General features: G+C 33.8%; 14 protein-coding genes, 2 tRNA genes and 2 rRNA genes (1 of these 18 running past the window's edge). 5 read left to right on the top strand and 13 right to left on the bottom strand.

Annotated features, from left to right (window positions below; genetic code table 11):
• From BN863_RS03640 to BN863_RS03625, 4 genes are all read right to left on the bottom strand, one after another.
• Positions 1 to 392 (bottom strand): 23S ribosomal RNA (locus tag BN863_RS03640) (it extends 2,442 nt beyond the left edge of the window).
• A 249-nt stretch (positions 393 to 641) separates the two neighbouring features.
• Positions 642 to 715, bottom strand: a tRNA-Ala gene (locus tag BN863_RS03635).
• Between the two features lie 89 nt (positions 716 to 804).
• Positions 805 to 878 (bottom strand) — tRNA-Ile (locus BN863_RS03630).
• A 92-nt stretch (positions 879 to 970) separates the two neighbouring features.
• A 16S ribosomal RNA gene (locus BN863_RS03625) occupies positions 971 to 2,490 on the bottom strand.
• The 16S and 23S rRNA genes sit together here with 2 tRNA genes alongside, the layout of an rRNA operon.
• Positions 2,491 to 3,321: 831 nt before the next feature.
• Here BN863_RS03625 and BN863_RS03620 point away from each other — a divergent pair.
• A complete protein-coding gene (locus tag BN863_RS03620; protein WP_394331989.1) occupies positions 3,322 to 4,290 on the top strand; it encodes a YpdA family putative bacillithiol disulfide reductase in 969 nt (322 codons plus the stop codon).
• 142 nt (positions 4,291 to 4,432) lie between these two features.
• On the opposite strand, the gene BN863_RS18210 is transcribed toward BN863_RS03620, so the two are convergent.
• Entirely contained in the window at positions 4,433 to 4,585 is a 153-nt protein-coding gene (locus BN863_RS18210) for a DUF892 family protein (protein WP_242404093.1), read from the bottom strand.
• A 286-nt stretch (positions 4,586 to 4,871) separates the two neighbouring features.
• Here BN863_RS18210 and BN863_RS18370 point away from each other — a divergent pair, with 286 nt between their 5' ends.
• Both BN863_RS18370 and BN863_RS03610 read left to right on the top strand, forming a co-directional pair.
• Positions 4,872 to 5,036 carry a lmo0937 family membrane protein gene (locus BN863_RS18370; RefSeq protein ID WP_038527647.1) on the top strand — a complete coding sequence of 55 codons (165 nt, stop codon included), beginning with the start codon at positions 4,872 to 4,874 and terminating at the stop codon, positions 5,034 to 5,036.
• A gap of 35 nt (positions 5,037 to 5,071) precedes the next feature.
• Entirely contained in the window at positions 5,072 to 5,521 is a 450-nt protein-coding gene (locus BN863_RS03610; protein ID WP_051774469.1) for a response regulator, read from the top strand.
• A 108-nt stretch (positions 5,522 to 5,629) separates the two neighbouring features.
• Here BN863_RS03610 and BN863_RS03605 read toward each other — a convergent pair whose 3' ends face one another.
• The 8 genes from BN863_RS03605 to BN863_RS03570 all read right to left on the bottom strand — a co-directional run bounded on the left by BN863_RS03605 (position 5,630) and on the right by BN863_RS03570 (position 14,403).
• On the bottom strand, positions 5,630 to 6,100 hold the full coding sequence (locus BN863_RS03605; protein ID WP_038527645.1) for an OsmC family protein: 471 nt from the start codon (positions 6,098 to 6,100) through the stop codon (positions 5,630 to 5,632).
• 420 nt (positions 6,101 to 6,520) lie between these two features.
• Complete coding sequence (miaE, locus tag BN863_RS03600; RefSeq protein ID WP_038527643.1) at positions 6,521 to 7,102, bottom strand: tRNA-(ms[2]io[6]A)-hydroxylase; 582 nt, start codon at positions 7,100 to 7,102, stop codon at positions 6,521 to 6,523.
• A 415-nt stretch (positions 7,103 to 7,517) separates the two neighbouring features.
• Positions 7,518 to 7,769 carry a hypothetical protein gene (locus BN863_RS03595; RefSeq protein ID WP_038527641.1) on the bottom strand — a complete coding sequence of 84 codons (252 nt, stop codon included), beginning with the start codon at positions 7,767 to 7,769 and terminating at the stop codon, positions 7,518 to 7,520.
• Positions 7,770 to 8,123: 354 nt separating this feature from the next.
• Positions 8,124 to 9,116 carry an alpha/beta fold hydrolase gene (locus tag BN863_RS03590; RefSeq protein WP_038527639.1) on the bottom strand — a complete coding sequence of 331 codons (993 nt, stop codon included), beginning with the start codon at positions 9,114 to 9,116 and terminating at the stop codon, positions 8,124 to 8,126.
• A 148-nt stretch (positions 9,117 to 9,264) separates the two neighbouring features.
• A complete protein-coding gene (locus BN863_RS03585) occupies positions 9,265 to 10,560 on the bottom strand; it encodes an ATP-binding protein (RefSeq protein WP_038527637.1) in 1,296 nt (431 codons plus the stop codon).
• 337 nt (positions 10,561 to 10,897) lie between these two features.
• Positions 10,898 to 11,665 (bottom strand): AbiJ-NTD4 domain-containing protein, encoded by a 768-nt coding sequence (locus BN863_RS03580; RefSeq protein WP_051774467.1) that lies wholly within the window; start codon positions 11,663 to 11,665, stop codon positions 10,898 to 10,900.
• Between the two features lie 719 nt (positions 11,666 to 12,384).
• Positions 12,385 to 13,677, bottom strand: a complete 1,293-nt coding sequence (locus tag BN863_RS03575) for a DUF445 domain-containing protein (protein WP_038527634.1) — start codon at positions 13,675 to 13,677, stop codon at positions 12,385 to 12,387.
• Positions 13,678 to 13,791: 114 nt separating this feature from the next.
• Positions 13,792 to 14,403 (bottom strand): DEAD/DEAH box helicase, encoded by a 612-nt coding sequence (locus BN863_RS03570; protein WP_038527633.1) that lies wholly within the window; start codon positions 14,401 to 14,403, stop codon positions 13,792 to 13,794.
• A gap of 131 nt (positions 14,404 to 14,534) precedes the next feature.
• On the opposite strand from BN863_RS03570, the gene BN863_RS03565 reads away from it, so the two are divergent.
• A complete protein-coding gene (locus tag BN863_RS03565) occupies positions 14,535 to 15,266 on the top strand; it encodes a hypothetical protein (RefSeq protein ID WP_038527631.1) in 732 nt (243 codons plus the stop codon).
• 72 nt (positions 15,267 to 15,338) lie between these two features.
• Positions 15,339 to 15,992 (top strand): hypothetical protein, encoded by a 654-nt coding sequence (locus BN863_RS03560; protein WP_038527629.1) that lies wholly within the window; start codon positions 15,339 to 15,341, stop codon positions 15,990 to 15,992.
• The last annotated feature ends 60 nt before the right edge of the window (positions 15,993 to 16,052 follow it).

The raw sequence follows: 16,052 nt of genomic DNA, 5'->3' as shown, positions 1-16,052 counted from the left end.
CAGGATACCACTATCGCGCCAATCTTTACCTACCCTTGAGGATCACCCTCTATGGTCACTCTTTCCAAAGTGTTCTACTTTTTCATGGTCTGAATATCGTGGTCCTACAACCCCAGCAATGCCGTAACATTACTGGTTTGGGCTAATCCGCGTTCGCTCGCCGCTACTTACGGAATCACTTTTGTTTTCTTCTCCTCCGGGTACTTAGATGTTTCAGTTCTCCGGGTTTACCTCCCTAAGGATACTATATCTTCAATATAGTGGGTTGCCCCATTCGGATATTTGCGGATCAATTTGTATGTGCCAATCCCCGCAACTTTTCGCAGCTTATCACGTCCTTCATCGCCTCTGAGAGCCTAGGCATTCCCCATACGCCCTTATTTAGCTTATTGTACTTTTTGCTTTTTTAATGAGTTTGTTATTAGTTAAAAGCTCGTAAACTTTAACTAACAACGAATTATTATTGTTTAAAATATATCTTATATAGTATGTGCAATACTACATAATCAAATATCTTAATGTATTTTTATGTATCTTTTTCAATATGTCAATGAACGTTTATCAATGTATCAATTTTATAATGTATTAATGTACCAACGAATTGTTACATCTTTTAATTAATTAATTTTTACATTAATTCGTGGAGAATATCGGAGTCGAACCGATGACCTCCTGCGTGCAAGGCAGGCGCTCTAGCCAGCTGAGCTAATCCCCCAATTACTAGTAGATAGTAATTAGTAGTTAGTAGTTAGTACTTATAACCACTACTCTAGCTTCTAGAATTTCCTTTACTTTTATACTTAGTAGTCTCAGGCAGACTCGAACTGCCGACCTCTACATTATCAGTGTAGCGCTCTAACCAGCTGAGCTATGAGACTCTAACTATAATAGTTTGTATTTTAAATTAACAGCTAAGAATAAACAATCTCTTTTCCTTGTTTACTATTTTCCAATAGTCGTCTTTCTCTAGAAAGGAGGTGTTCCAGCCGCACCTTCCGGTACGGCTACCTTGTTACGACTTAGCCCTAGTTATCGACTTTACCCTAGGCCGCTCCTTGCGGTGACGGACTTCAGGCACTTCCAACTTCCATGGCTTGACGGGCGGTGTGTACAAGGCCCGGGAACGTATTCACCGCATCATGGCTGATATGCGATTACTAGCGATTCCAGCTTCACGGAGTCGAGTTGCAGACTCCGATCCGAACTGTGATAGGGTTTATAGATTCGCTCCTGGTCACCCAGTGGCTGCTCTCTGTCCCTACCATTGTAGCACGTGTGTAGCCCAGGACGTAAGGGCCGTGATGATTTGACGTCATCCCCACCTTCCTCACAGTTTGCACTGGCAGTCTTGTTAGAGTTCCCGACTTGACTCGCTGGCAACTAACAACAGGGGTTGCGCTCGTTATAGGACTTAACCTGACACCTCACGGCACGAGCTGACGACAACCATGCAGCACCTTGTAAATTGTCCGAAGAAAAAACTATCTCTAGTCCTGTCAATCTACATTTAAGCCCTGGTAAGGTTCCTCGCGTATCATCGAATTAAACCACATGCTCCACCGCTTGTGCGGGCCCCCGTCAATTCCTTTGAGTTTCATTCTTGCGAACGTACTCCCCAGGTGGGTTACTTATCACTTTCGCTTAGCCACTCAGACCGAAGTCCGAACAGCTAGTAACCATCGTTTACGGCGTGGACTACCAGGGTATCTAATCCTGTTCGCTACCCACGCTTTCGTCCATCAGTGTCAGTTGATTATTAGTAATCTGCCTTCGCAATTGGTATTCTATGTAATATCTATGCATTTCACCGCTACACTACATATTCTAACTACTTCATAATAACTCAAGACAACCAGTATCAAAGGCAATTTTACAGTTGAGCTGCAAGATTTCACCTCTGACTTAATTGTCCACCTACGGACCCTTTAAACCCAATGATTCCGGATAACGCTTGGATCCTCCGTATTACCGCGGCTGCTGGCACGGAGTTAGCCGATCCTTATTCTTACAGTACCGTCAAGCTGCTACACGTAGCAGTGTTTCTTCCTGTATAAAAGCAGTTTACAACCCATAGGGCAGTCTTCCTGCACGCGGCATGGCTGGATCAGGCTCTCGCCCATTGTCCAATATTCCTCACTGCTGCCTCCCGTAGGAGTCTGGTCCGTGTCTCAGTACCAGTGTGGGGGATCCCCCTCTCAGGGCCCCTATCTATCGTAGTCTTGGTAAGCCGTTACCTTACCAACTAACTAATAGAACGCATGCTCATCTTTTACCGATAAATCTTTAATATAATTGTGATGCCACAACTATATACTATGAGGCATTAATCCAAATTTCTCTGGGCTATTCCCCTGTAAAAGGTAGATTGCATACGCGTTACGCACCCGTGCGCCGGTCGTCATCTGTGCAAGCACAATGTTACCCCTCGACTTGCATGTGTTAAGCCTGCCGCTAGCGTTCATCCTGAGCCAGGATCAAACTCTTCATCGTTAAATTTTTAAGTCTTTCGACTATTACTTTTAACAACTAATGGAATTAAATGTTGGTACTCAAAATGGTTTATTCTTTTTTGTTGATAATAACCGTTTCCAGTTATTATCTACGCTGTCAATTCAATATGTTAATGAACTTATTTCTCTGTGTTTCTTAACTCGTTTCCTCGTTAAGCGGGTGCAAATATAAAACCCTTTTTTTAATCTCACAATGTTTTTTTGAAGGTTTTTTTTTGAACCCATTTTTAAAACGTTTTCAACTCCAATAAAACAATTTGTAAAGAACTTTCTTTTCTAAAAACGTTGCCGTTTTTAGCGGGTGCAAACTTACACCCTTTTTTGTTACTAACAAGCTTTTTTTATCTTTTTTTGAAACTAATCTAAATCTAATAAATAAAACTCTGCTAATGAACATTTTGCCTAACTAAACTACCGTAGTTGTGTCGCTAAGCGGGTGCAAATATACCACCTTTCTTTATTACCAAACTAATTTATTATAACCTTTTTTTGAAATAATTTGTAAATACATTGTTATTAATAGGTTACAATTGGATTTATTTTAAAATATCAACCATCTACTTGCTTTAAAATACAAAATACACCTATGAGAACGGCTTATCTGTATTCTTTAAATAAGAATACCATGCATAAAATACTATAATATATGTAAGTTATTACCTCTACCCCCTACTCTATTATAATATGTAAACGTCTTATTAGATTAGAAACAAATCTCCATGGTTAAATACGTTAGTTATAGTATTTTTAGGACATCGGATTTTACATATAATTTAATACGTTGCAAAATCATCATTAAACAGATATTATTTTGAATACAGATATAGACATTATTATAATAGGAGCAGGTCCCATTGGTATAGCTTGTGCCAAAACCTGTAAAGAAAACAACTTAAGTTACCTTATAATAGAAAAGGGTGCGTTAACAAACTCCATATACAACTACCCTTTAAACATGACGTTTTTCTCTACTTCGGAAAAACTAGAGATAGATAACATTCCTTTTATAAGTAACAACCCAAAGCCCAAACGAAATGAGGCTTTAGAATATTACAGACGTGTAGCAACTACAAATGACCTACATATTAATTTATACGAAGAAGTTAAAAACATAAACAAGGAAGAACACGGCTTTACTGTAGAAACCAGTAAAGCAACTTACAAATCGGAAAAAGTAATTATAGCAACTGGGTTTTATGACGTACCTACACAGTTGAACGTTCCAGGCGAAGACTTACCCAAAGTAAATCATTATTATAAAGAAGCACATCCTTATAGCATGCAAGATGTTATTGTAGTAGGCGCGAGTAATTCCTCTGTAGATGCTGCTTTAGAAATTTACCGTAAAGGCGGACGCGTAACTATGGTGATAAGAGGCAGTGAAATAGGCAAAAGAGTTAAGTATTGGGTAAAGCCTGATATTGTGAATCGGATTGCTGAAGGAGCGATAACAGCACACTTTAATTCTGAAATTGAAACCATACAAGACCATTCGGTTACTATTAATACACCAAGCGGCACAGTCAACCTTAAAAACGATTATGTTTTAGCGCTTACTGGATATCAGCCCAACATTAAATTACTTGAAGATGCAGGCATTTCGTTTTCTGAAGATGGAAAATACGTTCCGAATTATAATGAAGAGACCATGGAAACCAATATTAAAGGGCTGTATCTTGCTGGTGTAATTTGTGGCGGTCTAGAAACGCATAAATGGTATATCGAAAATTCTAGAATTCATGCGAAGCAAATTGTGAATCATATAAAATGGAAACATTAGTCAATCTTCAAGTATAGCGTTCACTTTTTACATTATATAGTGTATTATGATTAGTATTACAATACACTCACAAAAACTGCCCATACATAACATGTAGAATACCTGCATTAATCTATGGGCAGTGATTTAATTAAAACTCAGTTTAGCGTATCGCTTTTTCGTTCAATCTACTGTCTGCCAATTTATCTAATTTATTTTCGGCATTGTAAGACTCATCTGTCCTTTGCAATTTTTCAGCAATAGCATCAAAACCTAATGCTTTAGCATAACGTAATGCTGTACCGAAAGCAGAAATATCGTAATGTTCTGCAGGTTATGCTTCAGCAATACGTCCTGCGTCCATCATATCGAGTACCATGTAAACCAACAACAGATAGCGCCTTAAACAAGACTCATCGTGCTATTCAAAAATTACAAACCTTTATAATAGAATAAACAAGTATTCCCTCTTAACAACTAGAAAAGGGATTGGGTTAATAATATAATGCGTTGCAGTTAAGGCATAACGGTAAACCGTTGTAATTTTATCTTATAGTTAGAGCGAAAATCGCACTACTTCATAAATTTAAAAACACGAGATTATGAGAAGTTTACTTTGGTTAATTGCAGTTATTTGTATTATCGTATGGATTTTAGGATTTTTTGGAATCGTTGCCGGTATAGGTACAGGGAGCTTAATTCATATTCTTCTAGTCATTGCCATAATCGCTATTTTATATAACATTATTTCTGGCCGTAGTTTATAAGATTTTAAACCATTTCGCTTTTTAACGCAATATATATGTTTGAAGAACCCTTGTTAATATATTTGGCCGATGACGACGCAGAGGACCGAGAATTAGTTGTTGATGTTTTTAAGGATATACGACCAAGTATTAGTATTACCGAATTTGATAACGGTGTGACTTTAATGGATAATCTTTTAAATCCTGCCAAGCCATTACCACAAGCCATTTATCTGGATTTAAATATGCCTTTAATGAATGGTATTGAATGTTTACACGATATTAAAGATGAGAAAAAGTTACGTGATATTCCCATTTTTATCTATTCGAACAATTTGGAAACTACTAAAATAGAAGCCCTACAAGAAAAGGGCGCCAATCTATATATAGTGAAACCAAATTCATTCCAAAACTTAAAAGTGTTGTTATCTAAAAGCTTGCTTTATTTGGAATCTATTAAGGCGGACCCAACTTTTCCATGGGAATTTGTAATGACTGTAGATTAACTGCACGACAATCCGCCACAATTTCCAAAGCTTCTAATTTATGTCCAGCTTGTTGGGGCGCAAATTATATATAGAATGACAGTGGCTGTTGTGCGCATGCTCATCTAATTATGTTACCAGTACCTCTACCTTATATTCTATAGGAAACGCACATGAGTTTGCAATAAAACACAATTTTGATGCTTGTTTATGTAAATCTTCTGCTTGTATTTTCTGAGATGCATGGTCTATCCAAACTTTAGGCTGTAAAACCATTTTTGTAAATGCACCACTTCCATCAGGATTTAAAGTTAAACTGCCTTCAACCTTATCTTCATATTTTAAAAGCGTAATACCTGCTTGTTGACAGACATACATATACGACATAAAATGACAAGACGAAAAGGCTGCCATTAATAATTCTTCCGGATTGTATTTTGTTGCATCACCTTTAAAAGGCTTAGCTGCCGAAACTTGAATCTCTTTTCCATGTTCTAAAAAGACTTGGTGCGTTTTTAAAGAACCGCCTGATTGCTTTTCAGTTTGAGCAGATTCTAAATCCCAATGGTTTTGTATTTTAAATTGAAAGGGTGTAGGCATAGTAATTTGGTTTTGTAACAGTGCAATGATGAAACTCACAGACGTGTTTTAGTGAGAAATTAATGGCATTTTTAATACTTGTTTTATCTCAGTACTTAAATGTGGGTCGTTTATTTCGGTTTATACGTTTCTCAAACCCATTTATGTATCCATCTTTTTCAATGAATTTATCGATTTTACAATTATAATGAATCATAGTGCCTTTTTGTAAGTTTATTCAATCATCGATCATAGGCATTTGAAATGTATCGTCATTGAAGCAATTTCTCAATAGCTCCATTGTGCTCCTAATCGTTGCATACTATTATTACTATGTTCTGTTCTCTTTCCTCTTCTTCCAATTTACTAGAACAGACAAAGCACTATCGACCAATTCTCCTTTATAACTTACTTAAAACAACTACTAATATAGCCATGCACCTAGCCGTGTATGGTTTCGCTTTTTCCGTAGCTTTTAATTAATTCGCCTTCAAAAGCGACTAATTCTTGCCAGCGTTTATCCACATCAATGCCTTCTCCGTATTGTCTAGCAAATGTGATAAATGTAGTGTAATGTCCAGCTTCACTAATCATTAAATCGTGGTAGAATTTAGATAATTCTTCGTCCTTAATGCGTTGAGATAGTAATTTAAAGCGTTCGCAGCTTCGGGCTTCTATCATTGCCGAAAACAATAAGCGGTCCACAAAACTTTGTTGCCTATTTCCGCCTTTATTCATAAACTTATAGAGTTGGTTTACATAATGATCTTTACGCTCGCTCCCTAAAGTATAGCCTCGTTTTTTAATGATATTGTGTACCATTTGAAAGTGCTCTAGCTCTTCTTTAGCTAATTCTAATAGTGCAGTAACTAGGTCTTCATGCTCACTATTATAAGTGATAATTGTAATGGCATTTGTGGCCGCTTTTTGCTCACACCAAGCATGATCTGTAAGTATTTCTTCAATATTACTTTCTACAATGGTAACCCAACGCGGATCGGTTTCTAGTTTTAGGTGAAGCATGCTCATGGATTACTGTTTTTTTTGTAAAGTTAATTATAATAGGTGTAATTGTAATTACAACAGCGTTATTAATCGTAGCATGGCGATGCGTGGTATACTGATACAACGCAATCTTAAAGCTGTGATTTTTATTTGGTTTCTTACCGTAGTACTTTGTTAGTGGTAGGCATTAATCCGATTTCTATCCATAAATCGATACGAATTCCATTTCCGCATTTTCAAATTGTTCTTTAAGTGCTTTTTCCGATTCAGGTTGTATTTCCGATTCGTTATTCAACGCATTGACTAAATTCCGTTTTCCACTTTTTAGCGATTGCGTAAATTCAGTCAGTATTTTATTCCGTAAAATTTTTCAACTCCGATTTATTAAGCAATTCAGCAACTTGTTAAATTTCGTATTCAGTTTAGTTTTTGATTATTTATTCTTTTCTTCACTTTCACGAACTATTACAAAATAGATAACATAAAGCCAACCCAAAATTCCGTGTAATATTGCATAAAGAATGGATTTATTTCTGTCCCAAGAAACTACAATAGCAATTGCGCTTCCAATTCCAATTCCATTTTTAACAGCAGTTCTTGTTATTCCGTTATTTCCGGTTTGTTGGCTAAAACATTCTAAAGAAAATAATAGTATAAAAATTAAAGTCAGTTTTATTTTATTCATTCGATTTTTGTTGCATTTTTGAGTGAGCCACAATGAATGGCAACTCCTTTATACCAAATAAACCTTGATTTATCCCAGCAAAGAAGCCTATTAAAGTTAATACCTCTAAAAATAGTACAATTCTTCCAAATTTAGGGTAATTGCTATCATGTGTTTAAAAGTAGACGAATGCACTTGCGCTTTGTTTTAGTTTCAAAAACACTTTTTATAAAGCTATGAATACACCTGTAAGTCCTTGTAAATTACCTAAAATTTAAGTGTATAAAAACAAAAACCGCCTTTACAGACGGTTTTTTAATTAAAGGTGAACTATTTATTTTGGGCTTGTGCAACGATTACCGGTGTTACCCACAGTTATTTTTCTATTATCCAATTAATAATCATATTGAGCGGTTCTTTATCCATATCGTAAAGTGATGAGCCAACTTTACCATTTCTATTGGTTAAATAATGATTCAGACTATCAAATTCTCTTATTTCAATATTAGGATTTCTAAAAGATTTTACTAAATCAACTTCTTGCTTGTGATTAATAATTTTATCCTTTGTTCCTGTAAGGTATAACGTTTTTATAGATAGATCCTTAACGGTATCTTCGAAATTAGTTCTAGCCATTTCTACTAAAAAAGTGTCATGTAACAATACTATAAATCTTTTATTAAATCCTTTTTCTCTGATATATTTCTTTATTTCCTTTTTACTAGAATTAGGTGTGCTTTTACTTATTAAGTCTACATATCCTTTCAAAAATGACGTAAGTTCTGTTTTAGTTTTTCCCTTGCGCATTACTTCTGGAAGACTATTTTCATAATTCCTATCAAATTGGTTAATTAGAAAAGCTCCATTTTTTATAATTGGTGTTTCAATTAAAACGACAAAATCTAAATCATTATTAATAACATTAAGAGTTGCAATTCCACCAAGACTGTGTCCTATTATCCCAAATTTTTTATTGAAAAATTGTTTTTTTAACTCCTTTAATGCGTAGCTTAAATCCGTTGACAAATCTCTCGCTAACTCAGAATAATCTCCTTCAGATTTTCCAATCCCACGCTCGTCAAATCTGTAAACAGCAATATTGTTTTTTAAAAATTCTTCTGCTAACACAAAATGAGAGTGTCTTGTGTCTCGTCCACTTCCAGGTACGATAATTACTATTTTTTCAAAAACAGTTTTTGGTGTTATTAAGGTTCCAGAAAGTTTTAAATTTTCATTTGTATTTTCAAAGTCAATTTCTTTAAAATCATAGTGTTCTTTATTGCTAATTTCTTTTTCATAATCATAAATATTCTGAGAACTAACGATAGCAAAGCAAAATAATGTAATAAGCAAAAAAGTTTTTTTCATAATTGTGGGTAACGGTCTCGCGCTAAAAGAAGTTACTGATGAAAGCGAACTGCGCATTTTCGTCTAGATAATTATCCTTCGTAAAAACATTCATTCAATTACCTGAAAATGAGCAATTTTTTTTTAGCGTGTGTTATAGACAGCTTAGTTATGATATTGGAATGTAAATATTAAATTCTGTGCCAGTATTTGGGCTACCTTTAACATTAATAATTCCATTATGATTTTCAACAATTTTTTTTACTATTGCTAATCCTATACCTGTTCCGCTAAAATCAGTCTTAGTGTGCAATCTTTGAAATAGTTCAAAAATCTTCTCACTATATTTTTGATTAAAACCAATTCCGTTATCAGTAAATTTTACATGACAATATTTACCATTTGGTAAATTCTTATTTTTATTTGAATCAATGATTTCTGAATTCACTTCAATTTTTGGGACACGTTGGCTACTTGAATATTTGAGAGAATTTCCTATTATATTATAAAAAAGCTGTCGAAGTTGGAATGGAATTGCCTTTGTTGAGCACATTTTATCTGCTACTATAATTGCAGATTTTTCCAATATTTCTTCTCGAAGGTCTTCAGTTACTTCTTTTAAAATAACATTTAAATCAACCATTTCAAACTTTCTATATTTTCGCGTTGATTGCGAATACGATAAGAGATCATTTATTAATAATTGCATACGCTCAGCAGATTGTCTGACTTTATCAAAATAGTATAAACCTGTTTCTGACAATAGCTTTGCTTCGGATTCTTGAATTCGGGAAACAAAGGTTTGTATTTTTCGTAATGGTTCCTGAAGATCATGACTTGAAATATGATTGAATTCCTGTAATTCTTTATTTGACTTTTCTAAGGCTTCGTTTTTATATTGTAATTCTAATGTTCGTTCCTTAATTTTCTTTTCAAGTTCGTCATTAAAACCGAGTTGTTTTATCAAACTATTTCTGCTTGAATCTAGTTGTTCAACAACTTCAAGGTGAAAAGATATTAAATCTACAAATAAATTAAACATTCCAATTATTTCTGGTGTATTTAGCTTATTAGGGCGAGGATCTATAGCGCATAATGTTCCAAAAAAGGTATTATCTTTTCTTAAGATTGGTACCGAAATATAGCTTTGGAAACCATATTGTGCTGGAGTATGATGACATTTAAAATTCTCATCTTCACTGACATGATTAATAATTACTGCGTCACCACTTTGTCGAATTTCATTGCAAATTGTAGTTTCAATGACAAGTTCACCACCTGGTTTTAGCCCAAAGCCAATGTCGTCTTTAACAGAACAAGCAATCCATTTATCTTCAGTTACCCTAGCAACAGCCGCAAATCCCATTCCCGTTATTTGACATACAACGTCTAATAAATTTGGAATAATTGAAATCTTTGCAATATTCTCTACGTCTTGTCTAAATATTTGATCTAATTGGTCCAACTTTATATACTTTAATTTTTAATAAATATAGATTTAATTTCTGAAAAATTGAAATGACTATTTTTTTTGATAAGTTGCCTACGTTGATGTATAAGAATTGTGCGGTTTTATATGCGAGGGTTTTCCGCATGAAAATCAGACGTAACAAAATTGCATTAACCTTTGATTAAGCACTAACTACCGCATTATTTTTATACGGTGTGCCTCTTGCAAAAGTTAAGAAAAAAGGGTTAATGCGATTGTATAAAAACAAAAACCGCCTTAACAGATAGTTTTTAGTTAAAGGTGTACTATTTATTTTGAGCTAGTACAACGGTTACAGGTGTTGTAACAAGTTTTATTCTATTAAACCGTTCTGTTCTGATTTAGTAACGATATAATTAATGAAGGAACTACACATAACTAACATCAAAATAGCGTCTTCTTGTTGTAAGTTATCCTTTTCTAGCATAGCGTGTCTAATACCATCACTATCACTTGTGTAGCCATATATTTTTAGAAACCCTTGCATCAGACCATTATGAATACTAATCTTTTCATTGATTTTAGTTAAAGAAGTTTTTAGACTATCTTTTTTATTTCCTGAAATTATTTTACATAAAGCTTCCAAAGCAGATATAGATTCTTTGATAGAATTTCTGTAATCGGGTTCTTTTTTATCTGATAACTTACTTATTGCTGTTTGAATATGAATTTTAACAGTATTTAATTCACTTTTCTCACTTTCAATAATTTTATTGATTTCAGTTAATTCATTTTCATTAGTAATTCGTACTATGTTTTTACTAATTATTCTGTAACCTGATAACTCTTTTTTTAGACTATGATTGAAACTATCTATTAATAGTTCAGGATAAGCTGGGTCTGGGTTTTGAATAATAAACTCTATAAAATCATAAACCTCATACCATTCACAGTCAAAAAAATGTTTTTTGATTTTAGTTAATAAATCACGTTTGTAGTAAGGAATATTATCAATAGTAAGATTGTAAAATTCAATCCATAAGGTTTTAAAAAAATAATAATTACTTGAAGACTTAGTGTGTACTGTATTTTCTTTGTTAATTATTTGTTCAAAATAATTAACAAAGAAAATACAGTACACAAACGGTTTCTTAAATCTTTATTTATAGTTTCAACCTGAATAATTTCATTAATATTTGTTTTCCCAATTCTTTGAGAGAATTTCATTAGCAATTATTTTAATTTTTTCTTGAATTTGTTACAACTCCTCAGATACAAACAAAAGTTACCCATTTTAGGTTTCAGCCTCCGGTTAACTCCATGTTTGTATGGTGTTTATAAACCTCTAAAATATGATTTTTAAGACATCTTTAACGTCATTTCTTGCATAAAAAAAAAGATTATCCTTATACATACTAAAAACACCTAGTGTTTACACCTTGCAACTTGACTTTAAATTTTTCCTACAAAATGTATTGACACCTGCATAAAGACCAATTGGGGCATCTTTTATGGTATTTAACCCTTGAAAAGGCTCAAAAAATGGTTGAAAATGGAGTAAAACCACCCCAAATGCGAGCCTTGTTTTGCTAGGGGTTTTGTTCGAGTCTTGTTCGAGTCTTCTCCAGTACCTCTTCGCCCCTTATTTTAGTGTGTTTTTAAAAAACAGACCCATTCCCGAAGAAAACCAGAACGAAACCCGATTAACACCAAAAAAAAGAGAGTTTTACCACTAAAAAAATTATTTTATTCCTACATGCAAACAATCTATTACTTACAAAAAAATCTTGCAAAATCAGTCAAATGACAGTGTATACAAGTAAATTAAACCATTAGCAATGTGACACTTAACCAATAGACTTAATAAATCCCCAATACATAGATTTTAACAATCATAATCAGCATTCCAACGATACCACCAACAATGGCACCGTTTAAACGTATATACTGAAGATCTTCTCCAACCTTACTTTCTATTTGTTTTACCAATTCTACATTCGATAATTTCTGTAAGCTTTCGCCAACCAGCTCCCCTATTTTATGATGATGGGTATCGATAAGCTGAAGTAAAGTAGATTTTAACCACAAGTCGGTTTGTTTAATCTTTGAATCATCATTCTGAAAAGATAGCAACATGGTGTTTACCTTATCACGGATTAACTCGGTGTACTCGTTTTCGTCTTCGAACAGATGCGCTTTAACCATCACTTTTAAGCGTGTTAACCCTTGTTTTACAATGCCAGAATCCAGTAATCGTTCTAAAAATTGTTCTCCAAACTGATTCACATCGGCTTGTGCTTTTTCATCTCCAGAAGTTAAACGTTCACCATAATCGTAAAGCTGCGCATCTAAAGCAACAATAATTTTATGTTGTTCGGGGTCTTCTTGAATATCGTGTATAAGTTGAATTAATTGATCCTGAATACCTTCGGCAATGCGTTGTGGTTTTATTGCTCCGAATAATTGACCTGCTCCAACAAGCCAACCTTTAATTTGAGAACCTTCTTTTTGTTTGTTAACTAAGACTTGAACTTCGGTAACTAAAAATTCTAAAGTAGAATCTGAGGCTATTTTGTCCTTTAATACATCTAGAAATACTTGAAGAATACCGTAATGATCTTTATTCTCAACCGTCTGCTTTAATAGATTACCAAGAGGTGCTGCTAAATTATTACCTTTTAAAGCTGGTCTTATAATGCCTTCTAGCGTATGAACAACATCATCTTGATCTAATTTTAAAACCAAAGCTTCTAATTCCGGTTTTAAGGTTTTTCTTATGGCTTCCTGATTATCGTCTTCCAATAAATAATCGACTATAGGTTTTGCTAAAGATACCGTAGAGATTTTATCACGAATCATATCCTTAGACAACCATTCGTTATTCACCAAATCGACAATTCCAGCCGATAACTTCTCTCGACTTTTTACAATAATATTGGTGTGCTTTTTAACTATAGGAATAGGAATTTCCTGAAACAAGGCACGAACAGCAAACCAATCGGCAACACCACCAACAACTGCAGCTTCGAAACCAGCTAGTAAAATGTCTAACCAATCGCCTTCATAGATATGAAAATATTTTAAAACCAAACAACCCACCATGCAAATTACCGCAATGGCCAAGGAGCGATTTCCTAATCTATTTTTTTTCATTACAATTTCTATTTACAAGACAAGGTTATAAAAAAAACTGAGAATTGAGCGCTCTATTCAATTTAATACAAACTGAATAAGAATGAATTCAATTTAGTAATAAATCTATTACAGTTACACCTTAAACTTATAGGCATCGAACATGAAGGCTTCTTCAAATCGTGTTAATCGAGAATCGAAAGCATCTGCAAAAACAACATATTGGCATTTATCTACACTTTCTGCTAAACGACAAACCTCATCGTACGTTTTTTGTCTGATTAAGAACTGAGCATCTTCAATACAAATTAATTGTACATCGGCTAAATGAATACTATTTAAGAAATACAATTTATTTAATCGCTTAACAGTCGCAATTAAAATGTCTGTTCCTACATAAATTTCATCACGTTGCGCTTCTATTTTATGTTCGTCGTAAATACAATACACACGTAAATCTGTTCCCGAAGAAAACACTTCAAACTTCTCTTTTAAAGCCAAGGCTTCTGCTTTATCCTTCACTAAAACAATAGCTCGAGGCGCATCGCCAACAGCTTCTCCTTTTAATTTTTGAATAACACTTAACACAATAGCCGTAGATTTACCACTACCTTCTGCTCCTATTCCGAAAACATTTGCTCCACTTTTTATAGTAGACAATACTTTTTTCTGAAGTGGTGTTGGACCATCAAATTCTAAATGGTCAAGCGTTTCTTTAAGAACAGGAAGTATTTTTTTAAAAGACATAAATTTCAGATTAATTTGAAGCTACAAAGAACGGTCTTATACTAACTCTAGCCTAATTTGAAAGCGATTTTCATAAATATACAATATCAACTTTACTTTTTTATTCTGATGTATCCTCCTATTTTTGTCTCATGAGTAATAATACAGTTCCTAATATTTTACCGCCAGACGACGAGCAATTACAACTTCAAATTTCTATTGAAGCTGTAACGCAAGAACGTGATACTATACATCATCAAATTCAAGCTTTCGAAGATGTATTACAATTACATCTTACAGATTACATTATCGAAGCTCAAGAATTAAACACCTTATATAAGCAACAAAAACGAGCTAAGAAAGACAATCGTTTGGCCCAGAAGCAACGTGGTAAGAATTATAAAGCGCCAAAAGGATTACAACCTCAGAACCAAAAATTGTCTTCGGATTCAACTCCAGATTTAGAAACACTTCAGCTAAAAAAACGATTATATAGGGAAGCCATGTTACATGTACATCCAGATAAATTTAGTTTATCTCCTAATGAACAGGAATCGGCTACTGAAATTACAACACAACTGATACATATATATAAGCATGAAAATTTAGAAGCCTTACAAACCCTTCATGCTCAAATATTTTCTGATAGTTTAGACATAAATCTGAATATAAAATCTAAAGATATTCCAACCATAGGTAAAACAGAAGCTTTACAACTCACCTTAAAACAATTAGAAAAAGAGTTAGAAGTTTTAAAAGCCTCAGAGCTTTATGCTATAATTTCTACTTATAAAAACCCGCTACATTTTATAGACGAACTTATTATATATTATAAAGATAAAATTGAAAAATTGAAGAAGCGTACACGGACTAAAAAAAACTGATTTCTATAAAAAGCAAACTCACAATAAAAATTATATTTGTTTAAAAAAAATCAAACCATAAAAACACTACACATGAAAAAAACTTACATCAGTTTATTGCTATTCACTCTTTTTACAAGTATTGGATTAGCTCAAGATTTTAATGTGAATCTATATGGATCTTACACATTCCAAGATAGATTTGACTCATACTACGATTATGGAAGCTATTATGATGGAAAAATTGAAGATGGTTTTCAATGGGGAGCTGGTTTAGAATTTAAGACGAGCCCATATATGGGTGTTGAATTATTATACTTACGCCAAGACACTAAAGCACCTACTTACTATTTAGACGAAGGTTTTTTTGTAAATGAAAGATTTGCAGACTTCGATTTAGCTATTAATTATGTTCTTATTGGAGGTAATCGTTATTTTGGAGCTACAAATTCTCCTTTACAAGGATTTGGAGGATTAATGGCAGGTATGGTAATTGCTAATATTGAGAACCCTGATAATGGCAATACCGAAACAGCTACTAAATTTGCTTGGGGTGCAAAATTTGGAGGCGTTTACTGGATGAACTCTAAAGTAGGTATAAAAATGCAAATGCAATTATTATCGGCAGTACAAACTGTTGGAGGTGGACTGTATTTTAGTGGTTATGGGCCTTCTGCAGGATTAAGCACCTACTCTACAATCTATCAATTTAGTTTAGGTGGTGGTTTAGTATTTAAAATGAACTAAACCTGAGCACAACAAGTCAACTTACTTTATACACCATAAAAAAATCCCGAGCAGTGTTGT

Origin of the sequence: Formosa agariphila KMM 3901 (assembly GCF_000723205.1) — a bacterium.
Classification (GTDB): domain Bacteria; phylum Bacteroidota; class Bacteroidia; order Flavobacteriales; family Flavobacteriaceae; genus Formosa; species Formosa agariphila.
The sequence above is the reverse complement of the archived record's forward strand: the minus strand, read 5'-3'. Positions and strand labels throughout refer to the sequence as shown.

Excerpts from the sequence above, each read along its gene's own strand:
- BN863_RS18370 (WP_038527647.1), top strand. The coding sequence starts at position 4,872 with ATGAGAAGTTTACTTTGGTTAATTGCAGTTATTTGTATTATCGTATGG.
- BN863_RS03610 (WP_051774469.1), top strand. The coding sequence starts at position 5,072 with ATGTTTGAAGAACCCTTGTTAATATATTTGGCCGATGACGACGCAGAG.
- BN863_RS03605 (WP_038527645.1), bottom strand. The coding sequence starts at position 6,100 with ATGCCTACACCCTTTCAATTTAAAATACAAAACCATTGGGATTTAGAA.
- miaE (WP_038527643.1), bottom strand. The coding sequence starts at position 7,102 with ATGCTTCACCTAAAACTAGAAACCGATCCGCGTTGGGTTACCATTGTA.
- BN863_RS03595 (WP_038527641.1), bottom strand. The coding sequence starts at position 7,769 with ATGAATAAAATAAAACTGACTTTAATTTTTATACTATTATTTTCTTTA.
- BN863_RS03590 (WP_038527639.1), bottom strand. The coding sequence starts at position 9,116 with ATGAAAAAAACTTTTTTGCTTATTACATTATTTTGCTTTGCTATCGTT.
- BN863_RS03575 (WP_038527634.1), bottom strand. The coding sequence starts at position 13,677 with ATGAAAAAAAATAGATTAGGAAATCGCTCCTTGGCCATTGCGGTAATT.
- BN863_RS03570 (WP_038527633.1), bottom strand. The coding sequence starts at position 14,403 with ATGTCTTTTAAAAAAATACTTCCTGTTCTTAAAGAAACGCTTGACCAT.
- BN863_RS03565 (WP_038527631.1), top strand. The coding sequence starts at position 14,535 with ATGAGTAATAATACAGTTCCTAATATTTTACCGCCAGACGACGAGCAA.
- BN863_RS03560 (WP_038527629.1), top strand. The coding sequence starts at position 15,339 with ATGAAAAAAACTTACATCAGTTTATTGCTATTCACTCTTTTTACAAGT.